This is a genomic window from Flavobacterium sp. Flavsp81, assembly GCF_059491325.1.
Window position 1 is genome coordinate 4,306,550 of sequence record NZ_CP168505.1, and the last position, 21,189, is coordinate 4,327,738.

Genomic DNA, 21,189 nt, shown 5'->3' on the forward strand with positions numbered 1-21,189 from the left:
TACGTATTTAGAAAAATTCTAATTAGTGAAAAAAAATAAATAAATAAGTATTTTGTATAAGTATAAATACTTATATTTGCGTAGTAATACTTAATTAAAGAAGTCATGATTAAAGTAATAGTAGTTGGAAACGGGATGGTTGGATATAAATTCTGCGAAAAATTTATAGCAAAATCGGGACAGGAAAATTGTCAAATTACCGTATTTGGAGAAGAGCCAAGACGTGCTTATGACCGTGTTCACCTGAGTGAATACTTTGGAGGAAAAACGGCGGATGATTTGTCATTGTCAACAAGTGATTGGTACGTAGAAAATAATATTACTTTGAATACTTCTGAATTAATTACAGATATTAACAGAGAAGAAAAAACTATCCATACACATTTAGAAAAAACGCATAAGTATGATTACTTAGTACTTGCTACCGGATCATCTGCTTTTGTTCCTCCAATTGACGGGGTAGAAAAAGAAGGTGTTTTTGTGTATCGTACCATTGAGGATTTGGACGCTATTATGGCGTATGCAAAAAAAATCAAACAAAAAGGTGCTACAGAAGCGGCCGTTTTAGGTGGAGGTTTATTGGGTCTTGAAGCTGCAAAAGCAGTTCGCGACCTGGGATTGAATCCACATGTAGTGGAATTTGCACCTCGCTTAATGCCAAGGCAACTTGATAAGGGGGGCAGTGATATGCTGCAGTCCAAAATTGAAGAGCTGAATATTGGTATTCACCTTAATAAGGCAACGCAATATATAGACGGAAAAGAATGTATTACGGGAATGATGTTTGCAGATGAGGAATTGTTAAAAGTAGACATGTTGGTTATATCTGCCGGAATTAAACCGCGTGATGAACTGGCCAGAGTTTCAGGACTTGAAGTTGGTTTGCGTGGTGGGGTTGTGGTTAACAATCAGATGCAAACATCAGATCCTTCTATTTATGCTATTGGAGAAGTAGCTTTATATAATCAAAATATTTATGGTCTCGTAGCACCGGGTTACGAAATGGCTGATGTTGCTGCCGAGCAAATCTTGAATGGTTCTAAAACCATGAGAGAAACTATCGATATGTCGACACAATTAAAATTAATTGGAGTTGAAGTGGCCAGTTTTGGTGATCCTTTTATCGAAAATGATGATGTAACTGCTATTATTTATGAAAATAAATTATCCGGAGTTTATAAAAGAATCAATGTAACTAAAGATTCTAAAACATTATTAGGTGGAATTTTAGTTGGAGATTCAAGTGATTATAATTCACTTTTTCAGATTTACAGTAATGCTATGGCATTGCCAAAAAATCCTGAAGATTTGATTTTAGGTTCAAGAGATGGTTCTGAAGGTTCAGCTATGGGTGCAATGGATTTGCCGGATACTGCTGTAATCTGTTCTTGTGAAAATGTAACTAAAGGAGCAATCTGCTGTTCTATTTTAGACGAAACTTGTTCCAGTTTTTCTGATGTTGTAAAACTTACCAAAGCAACTTCGGGCTGTGGTGGTTGTAAGCCAATGGTTTCAGACCTGGTAAAAGCGGCTCAGAAATCTATGGGTAAAGAAGTAAAAGATGTTATTTGTGAACACTTTAGCTATACGCGTCAGGAATTATTTGATTTAGTAAAAATTAATAAATATGAGAATTTTTATGATGTAATCGATCATCATGGAAAAGGTGATGGCTGCGAGGTTTGTAAACCTGTAATTGCTTCGATTTTCTCCAGTATTTATAATGATACAGCCAATAAGCACTTAACTACACAAGATACCAACGATAGATTCCTGGCGAATATTCAGCGTAACGGAACTTATTCTGTTGTACCAAGAGTTGCCGGTGGAGAAATTACTGCCGAAAAATTAATTGTCATTGGTGAAGTTGCCAAACAATTTGATTTATATACTAAAATCACAGGAGCACAACGTGTTGACTTATTTGGAGCACATTTAGATGATTTACCAAAAATCTGGAAAGTATTAATTGACAATGGTTTTGAAAGCGGTCATGCTTACGGGAAATCTTTACGAGCTGTAAAAAGCTGTGTCGGAAATGCCTGGTGTCGTTACGGAATGGATGACAGTGCCGGTTTTGCAATTGAATTAGAAAACAGATATAAAGGTATTCGTTCTCCGCATAAATTAAAAGGAGGAGTTTCGGCTTGTATTCGTGAATGTGCCGAGGCAAGAGGAAAAGATTTTGGTTTGATAGCTGTAGAAGGCGGTTGGAATTTATACATCTGCGGAAATGGTGGTGCGAACCCTAAACATGCTGTTTTATTGGCAGAACAAATTGATAAGGAAACGGTTATCAAATATATGGACCGCTTTTTAATGTATTATATTCGTACAGCCGGTCCGTTAGTGAGAACTTCTACATGGTTAGAAAAATTAGATGGTGGTTTGGATTATTTGAAAGAAGTAATCATCGAAGATAGTTTAGGGCTATGTGAAACATTAGAAGCTGAAATGCAGACTTTAGTAAATACTTTTGAGTGTGAATGGAAACAAGCGTTGGAAAATCCAAGATTGTTAAAACGTTTCAGTCACTTTATAAACTCTGACGAAAAAGATGATAATATCGCTTTTGTTCCGTTAAGAGATCAAAAAATGCCAAAAGCCTGGTCATAACCAATTCAATTAAAAAATAAAACATTAACGTTTGCTGTCCTCTTACCCTCTTTTTTACTGCGCCATCAAACTCTCTTGATTGTAAAGGGAGGGATAAGAACACAAATTAAAAATACAATCCAATGGAAGAAATTTTAAATCAATACGAAACAGTTCATCCAAGTGATGCTAAAATATGGTTCAAAGCTGGTAATGTAAGTGATTTTCCAACAAATCGTGGTGGGTGCATCAAATACAAAAACAAACAGATTGCCATTTTTAATTTTACACGCCGTAACGAATGGTACGCTTGTCAAAACGCCTGTCCTCATAAAATGGAAATGGTATTGTCAAGAGGAATGACAGGATCTGCTGAAGATATTCCTAAAATAGCATGCCCTATGCATAAAAAAACGTTTTCATTAGTTGATGGTTCTAACCTGAATGGTGATGATGATTTAAAAATTGCAACCTACCCAATTAAGATAGTTGAAGACGAAGTATTCGTTGGCTTTTTAGATTAATTATGTATATTTGAAGATATATTTTCAAAAAAAATGAATACACCTTTTCAAAAAGCAAGCGAGTGGATTGATGCCGAAAATGCTCAGGATCCAAATATTGAAACTGATCAGAATACGGAATATCCAAAGGAGCTTTTGTACTCAAACAGAATGTACGATAAACTGATGCAGTTTTATCCTGAAGCTTCAGAAGAAGTTCAGATTGCTTCAAAAGCACAGCATATTTGCCGATGGAAAGTAGCACGCGAATCTTACCCAATGGATCGTGTAGGTTATTTAAAATGGAGAGAAGACCTAAAAAAATTTCATGCTAAAACTACTGCCGAAATTTTAGAAAAAGCAGGGTATGAGCAAGCTTTTATTAATCGGGTGTCTTTTTTAATTGAAAAGAAACTGCTTAAAAAAGATGCTGAAACCCAATTACTCGAAGATGTAATTTGTCTGGTGTTTCTGGATTATTATCTTGAACCTTTTGTTGAAAAACATGATGAAGATAAACTTAAAAATATCATCAAAAAGACCTGGGATAAAATGTCTGAAAAAGGTCATCAGGAAGCCTTAAAAATCAACTATTCCGAAGAAAATTTAAATTTGATAAAAGCATCTTTGGGTTTGTAATCTGATTTATGAGCATAAGCCTAAATTTGTCGAAATAAAAATGAAAATATGCGATCCAAACGTTAGCGGAATAGGGAAGCAATTTCAACATATTCCGATTAAAACAAATATTTTCTTCATATGAAAAAGAGCAATCAGGAAGTTGCAGAGAAAATCACATTCAAAAATTTACGTCGTTGGTATCTTTTTGCACTCTGGACTATTGCTATAACCATTATTTTAAGTCAGCTTTTAATTCAGTATAATTTAAAACAACAGCTCAGCGATTCTAAAATCATCAACATCTCAGGTAAACAAAGGATGTTGAGTCAAAGGATTACCAAAGAGGTTTTAATTTTAAACTTTGTTTCTGATACTTCTCAAAAAAAAGGAATCTCTCATCTTCGAAATGTGTTGTCACTTTGGGTAACCAATCAAAATGCATTAGAAAATGGTAGTGACAGCCTGGCTTTTCCAAAAGAAAAAAGCGAAGAACTTTCTAAATTATATCAGGAAATTAAACCTAGTTTTAATATTATCGTTGAATCGGTTAATTTGTTTATTTCAAATTTAGAACAAAAAAAGAGCTATTCCGAGAACCAAACCCTGGTACAAAAAATTCTGAAAAATGAAGGTTCTTTTCTTTCGAAAATGAATGAAATTGTTAGCCAATATGATAAGGAAGCACATGAAAAAGTAACAGAACAGCGCAAGACAGAATATTGGATTTTTGCATTTACATTATTAGTCTTGCTTTTGGAGTTCATTTTTATCTTTAAGCCTACCAATAAAAAGATTGAAAAACTAATTGCAAAACTTTTATCCTCTGAGAAAAAAGCCTTAAAACTGGCTTATGATACTGAAATTATAAGCGAAATAAAGGAAAACTCAGTAAAAGAATTAAAATCGCTTAATTATGCTATGGAAAATACGCTGCTTTATTGCCGTATTGCACCCGATGGCTCAATTATTCATATTGGTGAAAAATTCGCAAAGCTTTTAAATTATACGAAGTTCTCTTCACACAAAACTTTCTCTCAGGTCTTAACAACTGATGAAAAAGAACAACTCAATATCGATCGTATCATTTTTGAGAAACAGCGAAGCGGCTGGCAAGGCGAAATTAATATCATAAATCGTGAAGGTCAAAATATTTGGCTGGATTTATCAATGGTTCCGGTAACAATCAAAAAGGAAGAATCAGAACTTTTGATTGTTTGTTTTAATATTACCGAGCGTAAAAAAGCACAGCGGGAAGTCGAACGTTTGAATATTGAAAACAGTACCGAAAAAATAAATCAGCAGAAGATTATTTCGAGTAAAATTGTTGAAAATCAGGAAAACGAACAAAACCGAATCGCCAAAGAAATTCATGACGGAATCGGTCAGATGCTTACTGGACTGAAGTTTAGTCTGGAAAGCATCAATTTGGATGACAAGGAAAAATCAGCTCAGAAAATAGAATATCTTAAAAAATTATCGCTTGATATTATAAAAGGTGTCCGTACAGCAACTTTTAATCTGATGCCGCCCGAATTAAGTGATCACGGAATCGTTTCGTCAATTGCAAAACTGACACAGGAGCTTTCTAAATTAACCGGAAAAGAAATCCTGTTTTACAACAAAACTGATTTTAACCAGCGTTTGGATTCATTGATTGAGATAAATATTTATCGTCTGACCCAGGAAGCCATCAATAATGCTATAAAATATGCAGAGTCATCACATATTATTGTCCAGCTTTCTCATAGTGAGACTTTGTTAAGTGTCATTGTTGATGATAACGGTAAAGGTTTTGATATGGCAAGCGTAGATAAAAAACGAAACAGTGAATCCGGAATGGGCTTGTTGTTTATGAAAGAAAGAATCCAGTATATCAACGGGCGCGTATTTTTCAATTCGATTCCCGGTGAAGGAACAAGGATAACTTTCAATATTCCGATTTAACAATGGCAATAACAATTGCAAAATCAATATCAATTAAAATACTTAAATGAAAATCAGAAATTGATATTGAAATCTTTTTTTGTTTGTTATTGAAATTGAATTTTGCTATTGAAATTAAATTTAAAAATTACGTATCTTAGCAGTTCCTTATAGATGAATATACGTAAAATTTTAGAATCAAAATTAAGTAATATATGAGTGATATTATTCGTGTTGTATTGGCAGATGATCATGTTTTTGTAAGAGACGGGATCAAATCTTTACTTGAAAATGAAGCAAACATTGAGGTTGTTGGTGAAGCGATTGATGGTGCAGATGCACTTGAAGTTGTTGCCGACAAGAAACCTGATTTACTTATAGTAGATATTCGTATGCCTAACTTAACAGGCATCGAAGTAGTAGAAAGACTTAGAGCTGATAATAACAATGTGAAAATCATCATGCTTTCAATGCATGAGTCAGAAGAATATGTGTTAAAATCTATAAAAGCCGGTGCCGACGGGTACTTATTAAAAGGTTCCAGTAAAGATGAATTTTTGAAAGCTTTGCATACCATTGCTAACGGCGGGAAATATTTTAGTGGTGATATTTCTTCGATATTAATAGGTCAGTTAACCAGTACATCACTTTCTGCCGAGCCAAAACAAAATTTTGGTGAAGAAATGATGATTACAAAAAGAGAAAAAGAAATTTTGACACTTTTATTATCCGGAAAAGGAAATAAAGAAATTGCTGAGGCTTTAGAGATTAGTAAACGTACTGCAGAAGTACATCGTTTTAACTTAATGAAAAAGCTAAAAGTCAAAAATTTGATGGAACTTTCCAATAAAGCAGCTGAATTTTCCTTATTATAAATGATTCTACGTATAATTACGTAATTATTTTTATAAAACTGCGTTTTCGCAGTTTTTAACTACGTCATAGTACTTATTTTTACCAAAAAAAATATAAGTATCATGGAAAATTCAAATTCATTATCTCAATCACACAAGATTTTATTTTTAAATACACTGGCTTTTACAGTGTGTTTTGCATGTTGGACTTTAAACGGGGTTTTAGTAACCTTTTTAGTAGATAACGGTATCTTTCACTGGAGCGTTGTTCAGGTTGGCTGGTTACTCGGAATTCCTATTCTTACCGGTTCAATAATGCGTTTACCAATAGGTATGCTTACAGATAAATTTGGTGGGAAGTATGTGTTTTCATTATTACTGTTACTTTGCTCAATTCCATTGTTTTTATTGCCTTTTGCAGATAGCTTCGGAATGTTTGCCTTATTGAGCTTTTTGTTTGGTATGGTAGGAACCAGTTTCGCTGTCGGAATTGGATATACTTCGATCTGGTACCCAAAAGAATGGCAGGGGCGTGCTTTAGGAATTTTCGGAATGGGTAATGCAGGTGCTGCAATCACTACTTTTTTAGCTCCTTCATTATTAAATCATTTTTCTATAGAAGATCCGCAAAATGGCTGGAAAATACTTCCTGTTATTTATGCTGTAGCATTGGTTGTTATTGGACTTGCCTTTTTAATATTTGCAAAAAATAAAAAAATAGAAAATAATACAAAATCTGTTTCGCAGATGCTTCAATCTTTAAAATCTGCCAGAGTTTGGCGTTTTGGTGCTTACTACTTTTTAGTTTTCGGATGTTTTGTGGCTTATTCACAATGGCTTTTGCCAAATTTTATGAATGTTTATCAAACCAGTTTGGTAATGGGTGGGTTATTTGCTACTATGTTTAGTTTGCCATCTGGTGTAATCAGGGCTTTTGGGGGGTATTTGTCAGATAAATACGGTGCCAGAAAAGTAATGTACTGGGTATTGAGCTCATCAGTAGTTTTAAGTGCTTTACTGATGGTTCCGAAAATGGAAATTACAACTACAGGCCCTGGCGTTCTGGCTACTAAAAAAGGAATCGTGACTTCGGTTTCAAATGAAAATGTTAAAATCGGAGAGACTGATTTTGCGGTAGCTCAGAAAAAGGAAAACAATGCAGGAAGTACTATTTTTCCAACCAGCACATCATGGCAGCAAGTTGTAGTTGAACAAAATCAGCCGGTAAAGAAAAAAGAATTGCTTGCGAAAGGAATTACCGTAATTAAATTTGATGCCAATATGTGGGTTTTCTTAGTGTTGGTGATTCTAATTGGAATTTCATGGGGAATAGGAAAAGCGGCAGTTTACAAACATATTCCTGAATATTTCCCGACAGAAGTGGGTGTAGTAGGAGGAATGGTAGGTATGATTGGTGGTTTGGGCGGTTTCTTCGGACCAATTATTTTTGGTTACTTATTAACTGCAACCGGAATCTGGTCAAGTTCCTGGATATTTATTTTGATATTCTCAATTATTTGTTTGATTTGGATGCATTACACCATCACCAAAATCATGAACGAAAAGCAACCTGTTTTGTCTAAAGTAATTGACAGACAATAAATTATAATATTTTTAATTTTAGTTATTTGAATTAGGCTAAAGCCAAAACTGTTCTAATTTTCCCTTTTAACAGTGATTAAAAGGAATCCGAAAAAGAGTTTTTGATTAATTTCATAAACTCTTTTTTGTAAAAATTATTTGCTTAACGATTATTGTAGTTGTTTATATGAATACGATTATTTTTTCATACAGGGAATGATTTACAATTCTTCACTTTTTATTGCAAGTGAAAAAATCCATAAAATTATTATTAACCATAAATATCAGCCAGTATGAAATCAATATTACTCAAACTCTCTTTGCTTATCATGATATCCTTTGTTATTTTTAGTTTTAAAGGGGAAAATGCAAACAAAACTTTTTTTAAAACTAAAATAACAGATCCTCCAACCAAAAGATTAGTTTTAGAAAAACCTAATATAACTATAGGATTTATTAAACTTACAGACATGGCTCCTTTGGCAATTGCTAAACATCTTGGTTTTTTTGAAGCTGAAGGGTTGAATGTAAAACTGGAAGTACAGGCCAATTGGAGGGATATTTTAGATAAAGTAATAGATGAGCAGATAGATGGCGCACAAATGCTGGCAGGACAGCCAATAGCTGCAGCAATTGGCTGTGGACGTCAGGGTGCTTTGGTTACTCCTTTTTCTATGGATTTGAATGGTAATGCGATCACAGTATCAAAAGATGTCTGGTCAAAAATTGTTGACAGTATTCCACAGGAATATGGAAGACCTGTACATCCGATACCTGCAAATGCTTTGATGCCAGCCTTGCATATTTACAAAAAATTAAATAAGCCTTTTGTAATTGGAGTTGTTTCTCCCTATTCTAATCATAATTACCAGTTGCGTTACTGGCTTGCTGCCGGCGGAATTAACCCAGGTTTTTATAGTAATAATAATATTCAGGGAAATAAAGGAACTATCGGCGGAGATGTATTGTTAAACATAACGGCACCACCGCAAATGCCGGAAACATTGCAGGCAGGAACCATAAATGCTTATTGTGTAGGAGAACCCTGGAATCAGCAGGCTGTTGATCAGGGAATCGGAGTGCCAATCATAACAAGTAAAGAAATTTGGAAAAATCATCCCGAAAAAGTATTTGTTATGACTAAGGCATTTGTAGAGAAATACCCAAATACAGCTATTGCTATTACAAAAGCCCTGATTAAGGCGGGAAAATGGCTGGACGATCCTCTTAATAGAAAAGAAGCAACCCGTATTTTATCAAAATCGGCTTATGTTGATGGAGAAAAAAGAGTGATAGATAATTCGATGTTGGGAACATTCGAATTTGAAAAAGGAGATGTAAGATCTATTCCTGATTTCAATGTGTTTTTTAGATATAATGCAACGTATCCGTATTATTCGGACGGAATTTGGTTTTTGACGCAAATGAAACGCTGGGGACAAATTGCAGAACCAAAAACAAATGACTGGTATCATGCTAAAATCAAAGAGATTTATAAACCTGAAATTTGGATGAGTGCAGCAAAAATATTACTGGAAGAAGGTTTTTTGACAAAAGCAGAAATTCCCGTAACAGATGGCTATAAACCTGCTACTACCGAGTTTATTGATAACATGCTTTATGATGGGAAAAAACCTGTAGAATATATCAAAGGGTTTAAAATTGGAATTAAGGATTAGTTGCGTTGTTTTAGTCTTAAAAGGAAGAAATAGCTGAAAATCCGCATTACTTTAAAACTATTTAAAGTAATGCGGATTTTTTTTACTTCAATATAACTTTTTTAACAGTAGTTGTTCCTTTGGTTTCCAGATAAATGTAATAAATACCGCTTAACGAACCTTGCAGTTTTTATTAATTTCCCAAGTACATCAGAAACAAGAGTAATTTATTTTCATGAGTAAAATATTATTTTAAGAAATGCCAAATGTATAGAATATAGTTTATTCCTGTTATTTTATCTTCTGGAATGTATTAAAAAGGTTTAAAATAGGAATAAGGATTAGTTACATATGTTATTTCTATGAATTCAGGAATTTTTAGCTGGAAAAATAGTTTTCCTTAAGATTAGCTCATATATTTTACCCTTTTACTTATTTCATAAAGGGTGTTTTTTTTTGACTTACAGAAAACGTATTATATGTTTTAATTAGTTATATTTGAAACGATTATGAACCCAAATTCTATCCTAATGAAACAATTTTTAAAATTATCTATGGTAACCTTTTTTGTAACTCAAACTGATATTGCCGAAAAATTCAATGATGCTTTAATTTCAAAAAACTCAGAAATAAATTTTGCAAAAACACAAAAAAGAGGAATTAAAAAAAACAACATTATTTATTATGTTGAAAACGATCTACAAACAATATCTGCCTACAAAAGGAGCAAATTGAAATGGCAAACAAATGTAATTTCTGTTTGCGGAAAACCAAAAGTGGGAGAACCTCAAATAAGATATGTAGGATATAACACAAACAAACTACTTATCGTTATCGGAAAACATAATTTTGCAGAAATTGACGTAAATAGTGGTATAACAACACTTGTTGGTTGAGATTAAAATGTACCAAGCGATATTTAATCTAAATTGCATATAATATTTAATCTAATGAAACTCATAGCTTGAAATTGCAATATAGGAGAAATAAACATTGGCAATAGTACTCTTGAAAAAGCAACTGTGTATGATGTACTTAGGAAATTAATAAAAACGACAAGATTTGCTAATAATTCAAAATCATAACACTATTAATTTAACTGGTTCGCCAGATGGCATTTATTACATCTATCTGGAAAGCGAAGGAACAACTATTGTCAAAAAAATTATAGTCGAGTAAATTTAATAAGGTATGTAGAAGTAGAATCTAAATTAAGAGGACAAAATAAAAACGAATAGAGACGCACAATTGTGCGTCTCCACCATACTAAACTAAATAACTAAATTAATTTTTATCGACTATTCCCATATCTTAGAAAAAAATATGTCTGTTATGCAGTATGATTTTCAGTCATTGAAATCTAATCAAAAACAATTTCAATTATAACTGTGCTTTTTTTAAACGAATATCAATTTCTCTATTAACATACGTCCATTCTTCTGTTTTTCGTAGCGAATCCAGAAGCTCTTCGAAAGCATCAGCATAGGCAGGAGCATATTCAAACCATGTCAAAAAATCAAATGCTCCGCCAATATCCCTGGAATGAAATAATTTTCGGGCAATAGCAGGCAGGTATTTCATCCCGGTTTGTGTATGCTGTGATTTGCTTTCCATTATTTTTCTGCGTTCGTCCTGAGCCAGATTCCACCAGACTTCTGATTTTTGAATCGGAATAAAGGCTGCAAGGGTAGAATTTTTTCTGCCAAGATCTTCCTGAAGGGCAGTTAATTTGTCTTTCTCTTCTTTTTCGGTGTAACGCAAATTGCTGATGATTCCTTTAAAAGACCAAATCCCTGTTTTAGATTGAATCAAATCGCTTTGAGGAACTTTAGTCAAATGGGAAACCGATTCTATAGGATTGCCTTTAAGAGCAGTCATTGAAGTAACTTCCCATTCGCCATAATTGTCTCCAACGAAATCAAAAATTGTATTTGTCATAGTTTCCGGATTTAATTGTTGATTTGGAAACTAGCTTTTATAGACCATTCCCATATCTTCAATGGAGAATTTATCTGTCAATAAATGCAATAATTTATCTCTCAGGGCAATATATTCAGGCATTTTTACGATTTCAATTTTATTTCTTGGTCTTGGCAGATGTACTTCTACAATTTCTTTGATTGTTGATGCAGGACCGTTATTCAAAACCACAACTCTGTCAGATAAAAACAACGCTTCTTCGATATCATGCGTTATCATAACAATGGTTTTTTCGCGGTTGTTTAAGTTCCATAATTTTAGAACTTCCAATTGCATTGAACCTTTTGTTAAAGCATCCAAAGCACCAAACGGTTCATCTAAAAGCAGTACACCCGGATTTATGGCAAAAGCTCTTGCAATAGCAACACGCTGTTTCATTCCGCCGGAAAGCTGCCCAGGTAATTTGTCTTTATGTTCAAATAAATTAACCATTTTAAGGTTCTCAATCACAATTTCATGCTTTTCTTTTTTAGAGCAATTCATTACCGAATCAACAGCCTGAAAAATATTCTCTTCAACAGTTAACCAAGGCAAAAGCGAATAATTTTGAAAAACGATTCCACGGTCAGGTCCCGGACCTTTTATTTTTTCATTGGCCAATTCAACTGTTCCTCCCGTTGGAGTTAACATTCCGCCAATAGCATTCATGATAGTCGATTTTCCACAACCTGAATGTCCGATAATCGAAATAATCTCTCCTTTTTGAATGGACAAATTGATGTCCTGAACTGCAATATATTTTCCTTTTGGTGTTGGGAATGATATTTCTAAATTTTTTATTTCTAAATAACTCATGATGTTTAATTTTAGATTGTTGATTTTAGATTGTTGGAAGTTTCAGCTTTATGTTAAGTTTTAAGCTTTCAAAAAACTTAGAATCTCAGCCACTTAGAAACTCAGTAACTTTCTTTTACGCTTTATAAGCTACTTTGTTCTCAATAAAAGTGAAGAATTTGTCAAATAGCAATCCAACAATTCCGATAATAATAATTGCCGAAATTACTTTTTCTAAACTAAGGGCATTCCAGCTGTCCCAAACAAAAAATCCAATTCCTGCTCCTCCCGAAAGCATTTCTCCGGCAACAATAACCAGCCAGGCAACACTAATACTTAAACGCAATCCTGTAATTATATGTGGTAAACTATACGGTATTAAAATTTTGGTCAGATAACGCATTTTAGAAAAGCCGAAAGCTTTTGCTACATTCTTATGATCTTGCGGAATTGAAGCAACTCCAAAAGAAGTATTGATCAAAGTTGACCAGAGTGATGTAATGAATACAATAAAAATAGTCGCCATTCCTGTATCTTTAAAAACAACCAGTCCGATTGGGAACCATGCCAAAGGCGAAACCGGTTTTAAAAGCTGCACAATCGGATAGAAAATTTGTTTGCAAAAAGTACTGGCTCCCATCAAAATACCAATTGGAATAGCTACTAAGGATCCTAATAAAAATCCGGATAAAACAGTTTTTATTGAATTAAACAATTGCAATCCGATTCCTTTATCATTCGGGCCATAATCATAAAACGGATCGCTTAACATTTCTTTCAGAACCTTAAAAGTGGCTAAAGGTCCTGGAAGTGCATCTTTGGTATAAAGGCTGAGTAAACTCCAAAAACCTATGAATATTAAGACTCCAATTCCTGCTAATACAGTCGATTTTAGTTTTGCTGTAAATGCGCTGATTATTAATTTGAATTTGTCGCTTTTTACAGAGTCGTTGGTAGTGCCGGGAGTCAAAACTTCAGCTTGACTGGAAATAGCACTTAATGTTAATGTATCTTTATCTGACATGGCATTATGATTTAATTTGATTTTTTTTTTTGAATACCGTAACGAATAAGAAAATTAATTTTACCACAGATTAAAGATTTTTAGAAATTAAAATCTGTGGTGTAAATAAACTTATGTACGGAAAGTAAAGAACTTTATTTTTTAACTGCTTTTAAATAAGCTGCCGGATTTGAAGGGTCAAAAACCGTTTTGTCCATTGTTAATGAAAATGGTTTCATATCATCATTTGGGATTTTTACTTTTAAGCTTTTGGCTACGTCTTCGTATAGATCCTGTAAAATCAATTTGTCTGCAATTGCTTTATAATCTGGTGCTTCTTTTAGCATACCGAATCTAACATATTGTGCCATTGCCCAAATTGCGTATGATTTACGAGGATAATTTACCGTTCCGCCTTTATAAAAAAGCATATAATCCTTGTCATAAATTTCAGTTCCCTGATTACAGCCTAAATCGTAATTACCCATTAATCTGTTTTCGATGACATCTGCAGGAGCATTTACATAAGGTGCTTTTCCGATTATAGCGGCTGCTTTTTTACGATTTGCAGGATTGTCCAACCAGATACAAGCTTCTAAAACTGCTTTCATTACTTTTACAAGATCAGTTCTGCGTTTTTCACTAAACTCTTTATTAACAACCAATGCTTTTTCAGGATGGTCTTTCCAGATATCTTGTGAAGCAACCTGGGTAAATCCAATTCCCTGTTTTACAGCAACACCACCCCAAGGCTCTCCAACACAAAACCCATCCATGTTGCCAACTTTCATGTTGGCTACCATTTGCGGAGGCGGAATTGTAATGATTTTAGATGTTTTTTGACTCACACCTGCAATTGCCATCCAGTTACGCAACCATAAATCGTGTGTTCCTCCGGGGAAAGTCATTGCAAAAGTTACTTCTTTTTCGGCTTTTAATTTTGCTGCTACAACCGGTGCAACTTTATTCATTTGTTTGAAGCCTACTTTTCCACAAAAATCTTTTGAAAGTGTAATAGCCTGACCATTTACGTTTAGCATCATGGCGATTTTCATTTCAGAACCTGCTTTTCCTCCTACCCCTGTGTAAACCGAGAATGGCATAGAATACAGACAGTGCGCTCCGTCTAATTCTCCGGTTAAAATTTTATCACGAACATTTGCCCATGAAGATTCTTTTGTAACTACGACTTCAACGCCGTATTTTTTGAACAATCCCAATTCTTTTGCCATTACGATTGGGGAGCAATCTGTTAGCGGAATAAATCCGAGTTTTACGGGATCATTCTGTGCTGTTATTTCCGAAAAAGAAGCAACCAGAACCAGTAACAAAGCCAATAAAGATGTTTTAAAAATCTTAGTTGTATGTAAAAGTGATTTTTTCATTTTAGATAGTTTTAAAAGTTTATTTTTTTTAATTATTTCTTAGCAAGGAAATTTGGTTTGATGTTTAGCATCACATAAGCAAATTGTGGAGTTAAATCAGCATTTGTCACATTTTTAACAGCTGCAGAAGCCATAGAATTAGTTGCTTTCATGATTGAATAACCAGCTTCGATATTGATGATTTTTGTTAGATTGTATTTTACCTGTAAATCGATTTCAGTTCCTAAATAAGAGCTTAGTTCTCCACCTGCACCATTAGATAATGTATTGGCAGCTTCAAAACCGTGGATGTCTAAAAGTAAACTTAGATTGTCTTTGGCATTGTATTTCATTTTAAAGAAGTAATTAAGCAATCCTTGTTTTCCAAAACCGTTGGCTGCATAAAAATAATCCATACTTCCCCAGAATTTGTGCGGTGTTCCGTATAAAGGATCAAAACGATTATTTTCAGAATTAGTAGTTTTAGTTCCATCATCACCAGATAGATAATCAATTCCGGGACCAACAAATAATTTTCTTCCAATTTGTAAAGTTGATGTAATTGAGGCCATATTAGCATTTAAAGCTTTTCCGTCTTTATCATGGCTGCTTTGATGATAAGCGCTTCCTGTGAAATTTAATTTTCGGGTTATGTTAGTATTAAAATAAATCCCTGCAGTATTTCTGTTCCAGGTTCCTTCTCCATTTACTTTAGTTGTTACGGCTGGTGTTCCTGAAGTTACCATTCTGTATTTGTTAAAATCATCTTTGAAGAATAAGAAAGATAAATCACCAAAGAAGAACTTTTTACCTACATAAGCATATTGAAATGATTTGTACATTGTTCCAATTCCGTTTGTTCCGGCGCCATATGCAGGGTTAGTACCATTATAAATTGTACCGGTATTGTTCTCTTTATTTTGATTAAAAGCAGCTCCAACATCTACAGTCCAGCCTTTATTTGCAAATTTAAAAACGACTGCATCATGACGTCTTCCTTGTTGTAACCAATCTAAGCTTCCTAAAACTTTCTGGTCATCATAAGCAATTTCCTGGCGTCCTGCTTTTATAGATAAGTTCTGAATAGTACTTAGTGTGTCTATTAATGAAACCTCAGCCCATGCTTCATGCAGTAAAAGACCATTATTCGCTTCTGTAGTTGTTCTGTTGATTGAAGAAGCATCCTGTCCCCAAACTCTCACATCCTGCAAGGCTGTAAAAATTTTGAACCTGTATCCTGTGTACCCTAAATTTAATCTTGTTCTTTGACTTGAAAATAAGGCTGCTTTATCCCCTTCTTTTTGTAAGGTTCCTTGTCCGGCACGTACTTCAACACGATTTCTTATTTGACCTGTAGCCGTAAATTGTGCTTTGGCTTCATATTGTGTCAGGCATGTAATGGCAAATCCTAATAAAATTGATTTTGAAAGCTTCAAATTAAAAGCGCCTCCTTTTTTTAAGTTTTGATTCATTAGTGTAAAATTGGTTAATTTTGACATGATATTTGTTTTTGGATTAGTATGAAGCAAACTTACATACGTATTAATACTTAAGTATTATGTTTATGCCATGTTCAAACATTTTTTTTTACCTGAAAAAAACGTTTTAAAATCAATTTAAAAACTGCGTTATCGCATGAATTTTAAAATTTATACAGTAAAATAAGGGGTTTTTGAATGCTGCCTTTTTATACGTAGACTAACATTCGAAAAGGAAATAAAATTTTATAAAAGGAAAACAGATCTTTTTAAGTGGTTTTTAGAAGAAAAAGATCAAAATAAATTTGAAAATATACGTAGAGATACATCTAAGTGCCTGTTTGAAGCAGGAAAGATTCTTAAATGAAAGAGAAGATTATATAAAGGTATTTGGAAGGCCGAAAATTCTTTAAAAATATTTATGCTCCATAATTTCAGACTGTAATTTAGGAAGAACCAATAAGCCAATTCTTTTTCCAACGGTTTTTATAAGGGCTTCTTTTTTAAGGCTTGAAAGTACGCGAATTACCTGTTCCTCAGTTGTTCCTGCAAAATCAGCTATTTCTTTTCGGGAAAGTTCGATTTCTATTAAACCATTGCTTTGTCCAAATTTGCGATGAATATATAGGAGTACGTCAATCACGCGTTCACGAACATTCATGTGTGCAATTTTCCGAATATTGTTTTCGCTTTTATTAAGTTCATCAGCATAAAACAGCATTAAATCATACGTAAATTCCGGAACATTTTTAAGGATTTCCATCATTGTTTCATTGCTGAAATTGCATAAGAGAGTGTCCTCCAGGGCATATGCACCGATTAAATATCGCTTACTGGTTCCAAAACCCCTAAAGCCGATTGTATCTCCGTTTTTGGTTAGCCGTACAATTTGTTCACGGCCATTGATACCTGTTTTTACAGTTTTTACTTTTCCTTTACAAATAAAATAAAGTCCCTGAATAGGAGCACCTTCAATAATAAACTGATGAGATTTTTTGCAAATAAAACTGTGCTTTTTTGACACATATTGTTTCATTTGCTCCAAATGTAAGTGTTTTTTTATGAAACAATTTTCATTTGTACACGTATAGCAAATAGCCAATTCTTCTTTCATAGGACAATTTTTTATATGATTTACAAATGAATTTACCGTTCCTTATTTATTTTGAATCAAAAATATAAAAATAAATTGATAAAATACGTATTTATACGTAAAAATACTTATTTTTGTATAGCTTTACATAAGTGTCTTTCCCGATCCTTATCAAAAGATTATAATTGTAGTATTTAAAAGATAACTAGAATGCAAAGTACAAAAATCAAAACTACCTGTTCATATTGTGGCGTTGGCTGCGGAATTATCGTTACAAATGATGCGAAGAATGGTGTAATGGTTGAAGGGGACAAAGACCATCCTGTAAATAAAGGGATGTTGTGCTCTAAAGGAATGAATTTGCATTATGTAGTCAACGATACTTCAGACAGGATTCTTTATCCACAAATGCGCGGAAGTAAAACGTATCCTTTGGAACGAGTAACCTGGGATACTGCGATTGACCGTGCTGCAGCAGTTTTTTCTTCTATAATAAAAAAACACGGACCGGATAGTGTAGGTTTTTATATTTCAGGCCAGTGTTTGACGGAAGAATATTATTTGGTAAATAAATTAGTAAAAGGTTTTTTAAAGACTAATAATATCGATACCAATTCCAGACTTTGCATGAGTTCGGCTGTAGTTGGATATAAAAAGACATTTGGTGAGGATTCTGTGCCAATTGCATATGATGATATCGAACTGGCAGATACTTTTTTAATTACAGGGGCAAACCCTGCATGGTGTCATCCGATTTTATTTAGAAGAATCGAGAAACACAAAGAGAATAATCCCAGAGTAAAAATTATCGTTATTGATCCAAGAAGAACGGATACGGCAGCTTTTGCCGATTTGCACCTGCAGATTATTCCGGGCTCTGATATTATTTTGTATCATGCGATGGCAAAACGCATTATCGAAAAAGGATATGTGGATCACGATTTTGTAAAAAATCATGCCGAAAATTTTAAAGAATATAAAGATTTAGTTTTAGGAACTTCGCTTGAAAAAGCTTCAAAGTTATGTGGAGTTTCCGTAAACGATATTAAACTGGCAGCAGATACTATTGGAAAAGCCAAAGGATTTATTTCACTTTGGGCAATGGGACTTAACCAAAGTGCGGTTGGAGTAGATAAAAATACAGCTTTATTGAATTTGTCCTTATTAACGGGACAAGTAGGGAAGCCGGGTTCAGGACCGTTTTCGTTAACAGGTCAGCCAAATGCGATGGGTGGGCGAGAAGTGGGCGGAATGGCAACTTTGCTTGCTGCTCATAAAGACATTGCTAATCCCGAACACCGAAAAGAAGTAGCTGATTTTTGGGGAGTTGATTCAATATCAGACAAACCGGGTTTAACGGCAACCGAAATGTTTGAAGCACTGGAATCAGGTAAAATGAAAGCTGTTTGGATAATCTGCACCAATCCGTTAGTAAGTTTGCCTGATTCCCGTCGTATTGAAAAAGCATTACAAAATGCTAAATTTGTTGTAGTTCAGGATATTTCACATAATGCTGATACAGCTAAATATGCCGATTTATTATTGCCTGCTGCGGGTTGGTTAGAAAAAGATGGTACGATGACCAACTCTGAGCGTCGTATTTCGTATTTGCCAAAAGGGATAAATGCTCCCGGAGAAGCACTTTCGGATATCGAAATCCTGATTAGGTTCGCTAAAAAAATGAATTTCAATGGTTTTAATTTTAATAATGCCGAGGAAATTTATAAAGAGCACTGTGCGCTGACCAAAAACACCAACATTGATATTTCATATCTAAATTATAACCGCTTAAAAACCGAAGGTACTTTTCAATGGCCGGTTCCGGATTACGGACATCCGGGTACACCTCGTCTTTTTACCGATAAAAAATTCTATACACCATCACAAAAAGCGATTTTCAATTTACCGACAGCTATTGAAAATACGTCAGAGCCGCCAAGTCCGCAATTTCCATTTATCCTTACCACAGGAAGGGTTCGTGACCAATGGCATACCATGACAAAAACCGGAAAGGTGTCAAGATTGATGACACATACACCAAGTCCGGTATTAGAGATAAATCCAATTGATGCCTTTAAATCAGAGATTAAAGATGGTGATATTGTTATTGTAACAAGTAAAAACGGTGAAGTTCGTGTTAAGGCAAAAGTTACAGATTCTATTAAGGAAAAAGTGGTCTTTTTACCAATGCATTGGGGAAAACAACTTGAAAATGATTTAAACAGAACCAATAATTTAACCAATACGATTGTTGATCCGATTTCAAAAGAGCCTGATTTTAAATATACTACGGTTGCGATTACCAAATATGTAAAACCTTTTCAAAAGATTGCTATTGTAGGAGCAGGTGCTGCAGCATTCCGTTTCATTCAAAACTATCGCGAATTTAACTCTACAGATGAAATAGTAGTATTTTCAAACGAAATAAATCCATTTTATAATCGTGTATTACTTCCTGAATATATGACAGGCGAATTTACATGGGAGCAATTGCTAAAAGTAAAAGACGGAGAAGGATTAAGTAAGTTGAAAATTACGATGAATGCCGGCGTAGCTATTGGAAAAATAAATGCGAAAGAAAAAACAATAATAGACAGCTTAGGCGATGTCCATACTTTTGATTCCTTGATTTTAGCTACAGGAAGCCGTCCTTTTGTCCCGGAAAATGCACAATTACATTTACCCGGACGTTTTACAGTCAGACGAAAAGAAGATGCCGATCGTTTGAAAAAACATCTGGACAATACCAATTTGCCTCCGGAAGAGCAGCACGTAGTAATTATTGGTGGAGGTTTATTAGGATTAGAATTAGCTGCGGCTTTAAAACATAAAAAAATAAAAACGACGATAGTTCAAAGAGCTTCCCGATTAATGGAACGTCAGTTGGACTTGGTTTCAAGTAAATTATTGGCAGAAGAAGTACAGCTTCGTGATATTCAGATTTATTTTGATAATGAAGTCAGTACCGTTTTTGAAACGGATAATCCTAATGAAATAGAAATCGCCCTGAAAAGTGGAAGAATCATCACTGCAAACGCTATTGTGTATACTATCGGAACAGTTCCGAATATCGAAATCGCACGTGAAACAGGACTTGCCTGTGGTCGTGGTGTAAAAGTTAATCAATATCTGCAATCATCAAACCCTGATATTTATGCTATTGGAGAAATTGCTGAATTCGATAATAAATTATTCGGAATTACATCAGCTGCAGAAGAGCAAGCCGATATTCTGGCGAACTTTTTGGCAGGAGATATAAGCAGTTACTATAAAGGCTCTGTTTTGATGAATATCCTGAAATTGGAAGATATTAATTTGTGCAGTATCGGTGATATTGAAATTCCGGAAAACGATGATTCTTATGAAGAAATTGTTTTCGCCGATCTAAAACAGCGTTATTACAAAAAATGTATCGTTAAAAACGACTTGTTGGTAGGTGCGATTTTAATGGGAGATAAAAATGAGTTTGCCGAATTTAAAACGATGATTGAAAGCAAAATCGAATTGTCGGATAAACGAAATACATTACTTAGAGGAAGTTCAAATGCTAAACCGATTCTCGGAAAACTAGTTTGTTCCTGCAGTCAGGTCGGAGCCGGAAATATAGAAGAAACTATTAAAAGCGGGGTGAGTAATTTTACTGATTTATGTAAAAATACAGGAGCCGGATTAGGTTGCGGAAGCTGCAAAACCGAAGTCAAAGAAATTTTAGCAAAATGCAAGGTTTAGTTTCTTTTGTTTCAGGTTTCACGTTTCAAGTTG

16 protein-coding genes are annotated in these 21,189 nt (G+C 34.2%); 10 read left to right on the forward strand and 6 right to left on the reverse strand.

The window, feature by feature from the left end:
* The first annotated feature begins 105 nt into the window (after window positions 1–105).
* From nirB to ACEN92_RS18200, 9 genes are all read left to right on the forward strand, one after another.
* Entirely contained in the window at window positions 106–2,616 is a 2,511-nt protein-coding gene (gene nirB / locus ACEN92_RS18160) for a nitrite reductase large subunit NirB (RefSeq protein ID WP_495639741.1), read from the forward strand.
* Between the two features lie 122 nt (window positions 2,617–2,738).
* Window positions 2,739–3,119, forward strand: a complete 381-nt coding sequence (gene nirD / locus ACEN92_RS18165; RefSeq protein ID WP_495639742.1) for a nitrite reductase small subunit NirD — start codon at window positions 2,739–2,741, stop codon at window positions 3,117–3,119.
* 33 nt (window positions 3,120–3,152) lie between these two features.
* Window positions 3,153–3,737: a DUF4202 domain-containing protein gene (locus ACEN92_RS18170; RefSeq protein ID WP_495639743.1), complete on the forward strand. Its 585-nt coding sequence runs from the start codon at window positions 3,153–3,155 to the stop codon at window positions 3,735–3,737.
* 120 nt (window positions 3,738–3,857) lie between these two features.
* Window positions 3,858–5,663, forward strand: a complete 1,806-nt coding sequence (locus tag ACEN92_RS18175; protein WP_495639744.1) for an ATP-binding protein — start codon at window positions 3,858–3,860, stop codon at window positions 5,661–5,663.
* Between the two features lie 194 nt (window positions 5,664–5,857).
* Window positions 5,858–6,517 (forward strand): response regulator, encoded by a 660-nt coding sequence (locus tag ACEN92_RS18180; RefSeq protein WP_495639745.1) that lies wholly within the window; start codon window positions 5,858–5,860, stop codon window positions 6,515–6,517.
* Between the two features lie 102 nt (window positions 6,518–6,619).
* The gene (locus ACEN92_RS18185; protein WP_495639746.1) at window positions 6,620–8,098 is read left to right on the forward strand and encodes an MFS transporter; all 1,479 of its coding nucleotides are present in this window, start codon (window positions 6,620–6,622) and stop codon (window positions 8,096–8,098) included.
* A gap of 272 nt (window positions 8,099–8,370) precedes the next feature.
* Window positions 8,371–9,756 (forward strand): CmpA/NrtA family ABC transporter substrate-binding protein, encoded by a 1,386-nt coding sequence (locus ACEN92_RS18190; protein ID WP_495639747.1) that lies wholly within the window; start codon window positions 8,371–8,373, stop codon window positions 9,754–9,756.
* A 509-nt stretch (window positions 9,757–10,265) separates the two neighbouring features.
* Complete coding sequence (locus tag ACEN92_RS18195) at window positions 10,266–10,631, forward strand: hypothetical protein (protein ID WP_495639748.1); 366 nt, start codon at window positions 10,266–10,268, stop codon at window positions 10,629–10,631.
* 166 nt (window positions 10,632–10,797) lie between these two features.
* Complete coding sequence (locus ACEN92_RS18200) at window positions 10,798–10,914, forward strand: T9SS type A sorting domain-containing protein (RefSeq protein WP_495639749.1); 117 nt, start codon at window positions 10,798–10,800, stop codon at window positions 10,912–10,914.
* A 201-nt stretch (window positions 10,915–11,115) separates the two neighbouring features.
* On the opposite strand, the gene ACEN92_RS18205 is transcribed toward ACEN92_RS18200, so the two are convergent.
* The 6 genes from ACEN92_RS18205 to ACEN92_RS18230 form a co-directional block, all read right to left on the reverse strand.
* Window positions 11,116–11,673, reverse strand: coding sequence for a chlorite dismutase family protein (locus ACEN92_RS18205; RefSeq protein ID WP_495639750.1), 558 nt, complete (start codon window positions 11,671–11,673; stop codon window positions 11,116–11,118).
* A gap of 30 nt (window positions 11,674–11,703) precedes the next feature.
* Window positions 11,704–12,510: an ABC transporter ATP-binding protein gene (locus ACEN92_RS18210; RefSeq protein ID WP_007803305.1), complete on the reverse strand. Its 807-nt coding sequence runs from the start codon at window positions 12,508–12,510 to the stop codon at window positions 11,704–11,706.
* Window positions 12,511–12,625: 115 nt separating this feature from the next.
* Window positions 12,626–13,513, reverse strand: coding sequence for a nitrate ABC transporter permease (ntrB, locus tag ACEN92_RS18215; RefSeq protein WP_495639751.1), 888 nt, complete (start codon window positions 13,511–13,513; stop codon window positions 12,626–12,628).
* A 134-nt stretch (window positions 13,514–13,647) separates the two neighbouring features.
* A complete protein-coding gene (locus tag ACEN92_RS18220) occupies window positions 13,648–14,877 on the reverse strand; it encodes a CmpA/NrtA family ABC transporter substrate-binding protein (protein ID WP_495639752.1) in 1,230 nt (409 codons plus the stop codon).
* A gap of 32 nt (window positions 14,878–14,909) precedes the next feature.
* A complete protein-coding gene (locus ACEN92_RS18225) occupies window positions 14,910–16,355 on the reverse strand; it encodes an alginate export family protein (protein WP_495639753.1) in 1,446 nt (481 codons plus the stop codon).
* A gap of 388 nt (window positions 16,356–16,743) precedes the next feature.
* Window positions 16,744–17,448 carry a Crp/Fnr family transcriptional regulator gene (locus tag ACEN92_RS18230; RefSeq protein ID WP_495639754.1) on the reverse strand — a complete coding sequence of 235 codons (705 nt, stop codon included), beginning with the start codon at window positions 17,446–17,448 and terminating at the stop codon, window positions 16,744–16,746.
* 189 nt (window positions 17,449–17,637) lie between these two features.
* Between ACEN92_RS18230 and ACEN92_RS18235 the strand changes: the two genes are divergently transcribed.
* Entirely contained in the window at window positions 17,638–21,156 is a 3,519-nt protein-coding gene (locus ACEN92_RS18235) for a molybdopterin-dependent oxidoreductase (RefSeq protein ID WP_495639755.1), read from the forward strand.
* The last annotated feature ends 33 nt before the right edge of the window (window positions 21,157–21,189 follow it).

Excerpts from the sequence above, each read along its gene's own strand:
- ACEN92_RS18180 (WP_495639745.1), top strand. The coding sequence starts at position 5,858 with ATGAGTGATATTATTCGTGTTGTATTGGCAGATGATCATGTTTTTGTA.
- ntrB (WP_495639751.1), bottom strand. The coding sequence starts at position 13,513 with ATGTCAGATAAAGATACATTAACATTAAGTGCTATTTCCAGTCAAGCT.
- ACEN92_RS18230 (WP_495639754.1), bottom strand. The coding sequence starts at position 17,448 with ATGAAAGAAGAATTGGCTATTTGCTATACGTGTACAAATGAAAATTGT.
- ACEN92_RS18225 (WP_495639753.1), bottom strand. The coding sequence starts at position 16,355 with ATGTCAAAATTAACCAATTTTACACTAATGAATCAAAACTTAAAAAAA.
- nirD (WP_495639742.1), top strand. The coding sequence starts at position 2,739 with ATGGAAGAAATTTTAAATCAATACGAAACAGTTCATCCAAGTGATGCT.
- ACEN92_RS18210 (WP_007803305.1), bottom strand. The coding sequence starts at position 12,510 with ATGAGTTATTTAGAAATAAAAAATTTAGAAATATCATTCCCAACACCA.
- ACEN92_RS18190 (WP_495639747.1), top strand. The coding sequence starts at position 8,371 with ATGAAATCAATATTACTCAAACTCTCTTTGCTTATCATGATATCCTTT.
- ACEN92_RS18195 (WP_495639748.1), top strand. The coding sequence starts at position 10,266 with ATGAAACAATTTTTAAAATTATCTATGGTAACCTTTTTTGTAACTCAA.
- ACEN92_RS18220 (WP_495639752.1), bottom strand. The coding sequence starts at position 14,877 with ATGAAAAAATCACTTTTACATACAACTAAGATTTTTAAAACATCTTTA.
- nirB (WP_495639741.1), top strand. The coding sequence starts at position 106 with ATGATTAAAGTAATAGTAGTTGGAAACGGGATGGTTGGATATAAATTC.
- ACEN92_RS18235 (WP_495639755.1), top strand. The coding sequence starts at position 17,638 with ATGCAAAGTACAAAAATCAAAACTACCTGTTCATATTGTGGCGTTGGC.
- ACEN92_RS18185 (WP_495639746.1), top strand. The coding sequence starts at position 6,620 with ATGGAAAATTCAAATTCATTATCTCAATCACACAAGATTTTATTTTTA.
- ACEN92_RS18205 (WP_495639750.1), bottom strand. The coding sequence starts at position 11,673 with ATGACAAATACAATTTTTGATTTCGTTGGAGACAATTATGGCGAATGG.
- ACEN92_RS18170 (WP_495639743.1), top strand. The coding sequence starts at position 3,153 with ATGAATACACCTTTTCAAAAAGCAAGCGAGTGGATTGATGCCGAAAAT.
- ACEN92_RS18175 (WP_495639744.1), top strand. The coding sequence starts at position 3,858 with ATGAAAAAGAGCAATCAGGAAGTTGCAGAGAAAATCACATTCAAAAAT.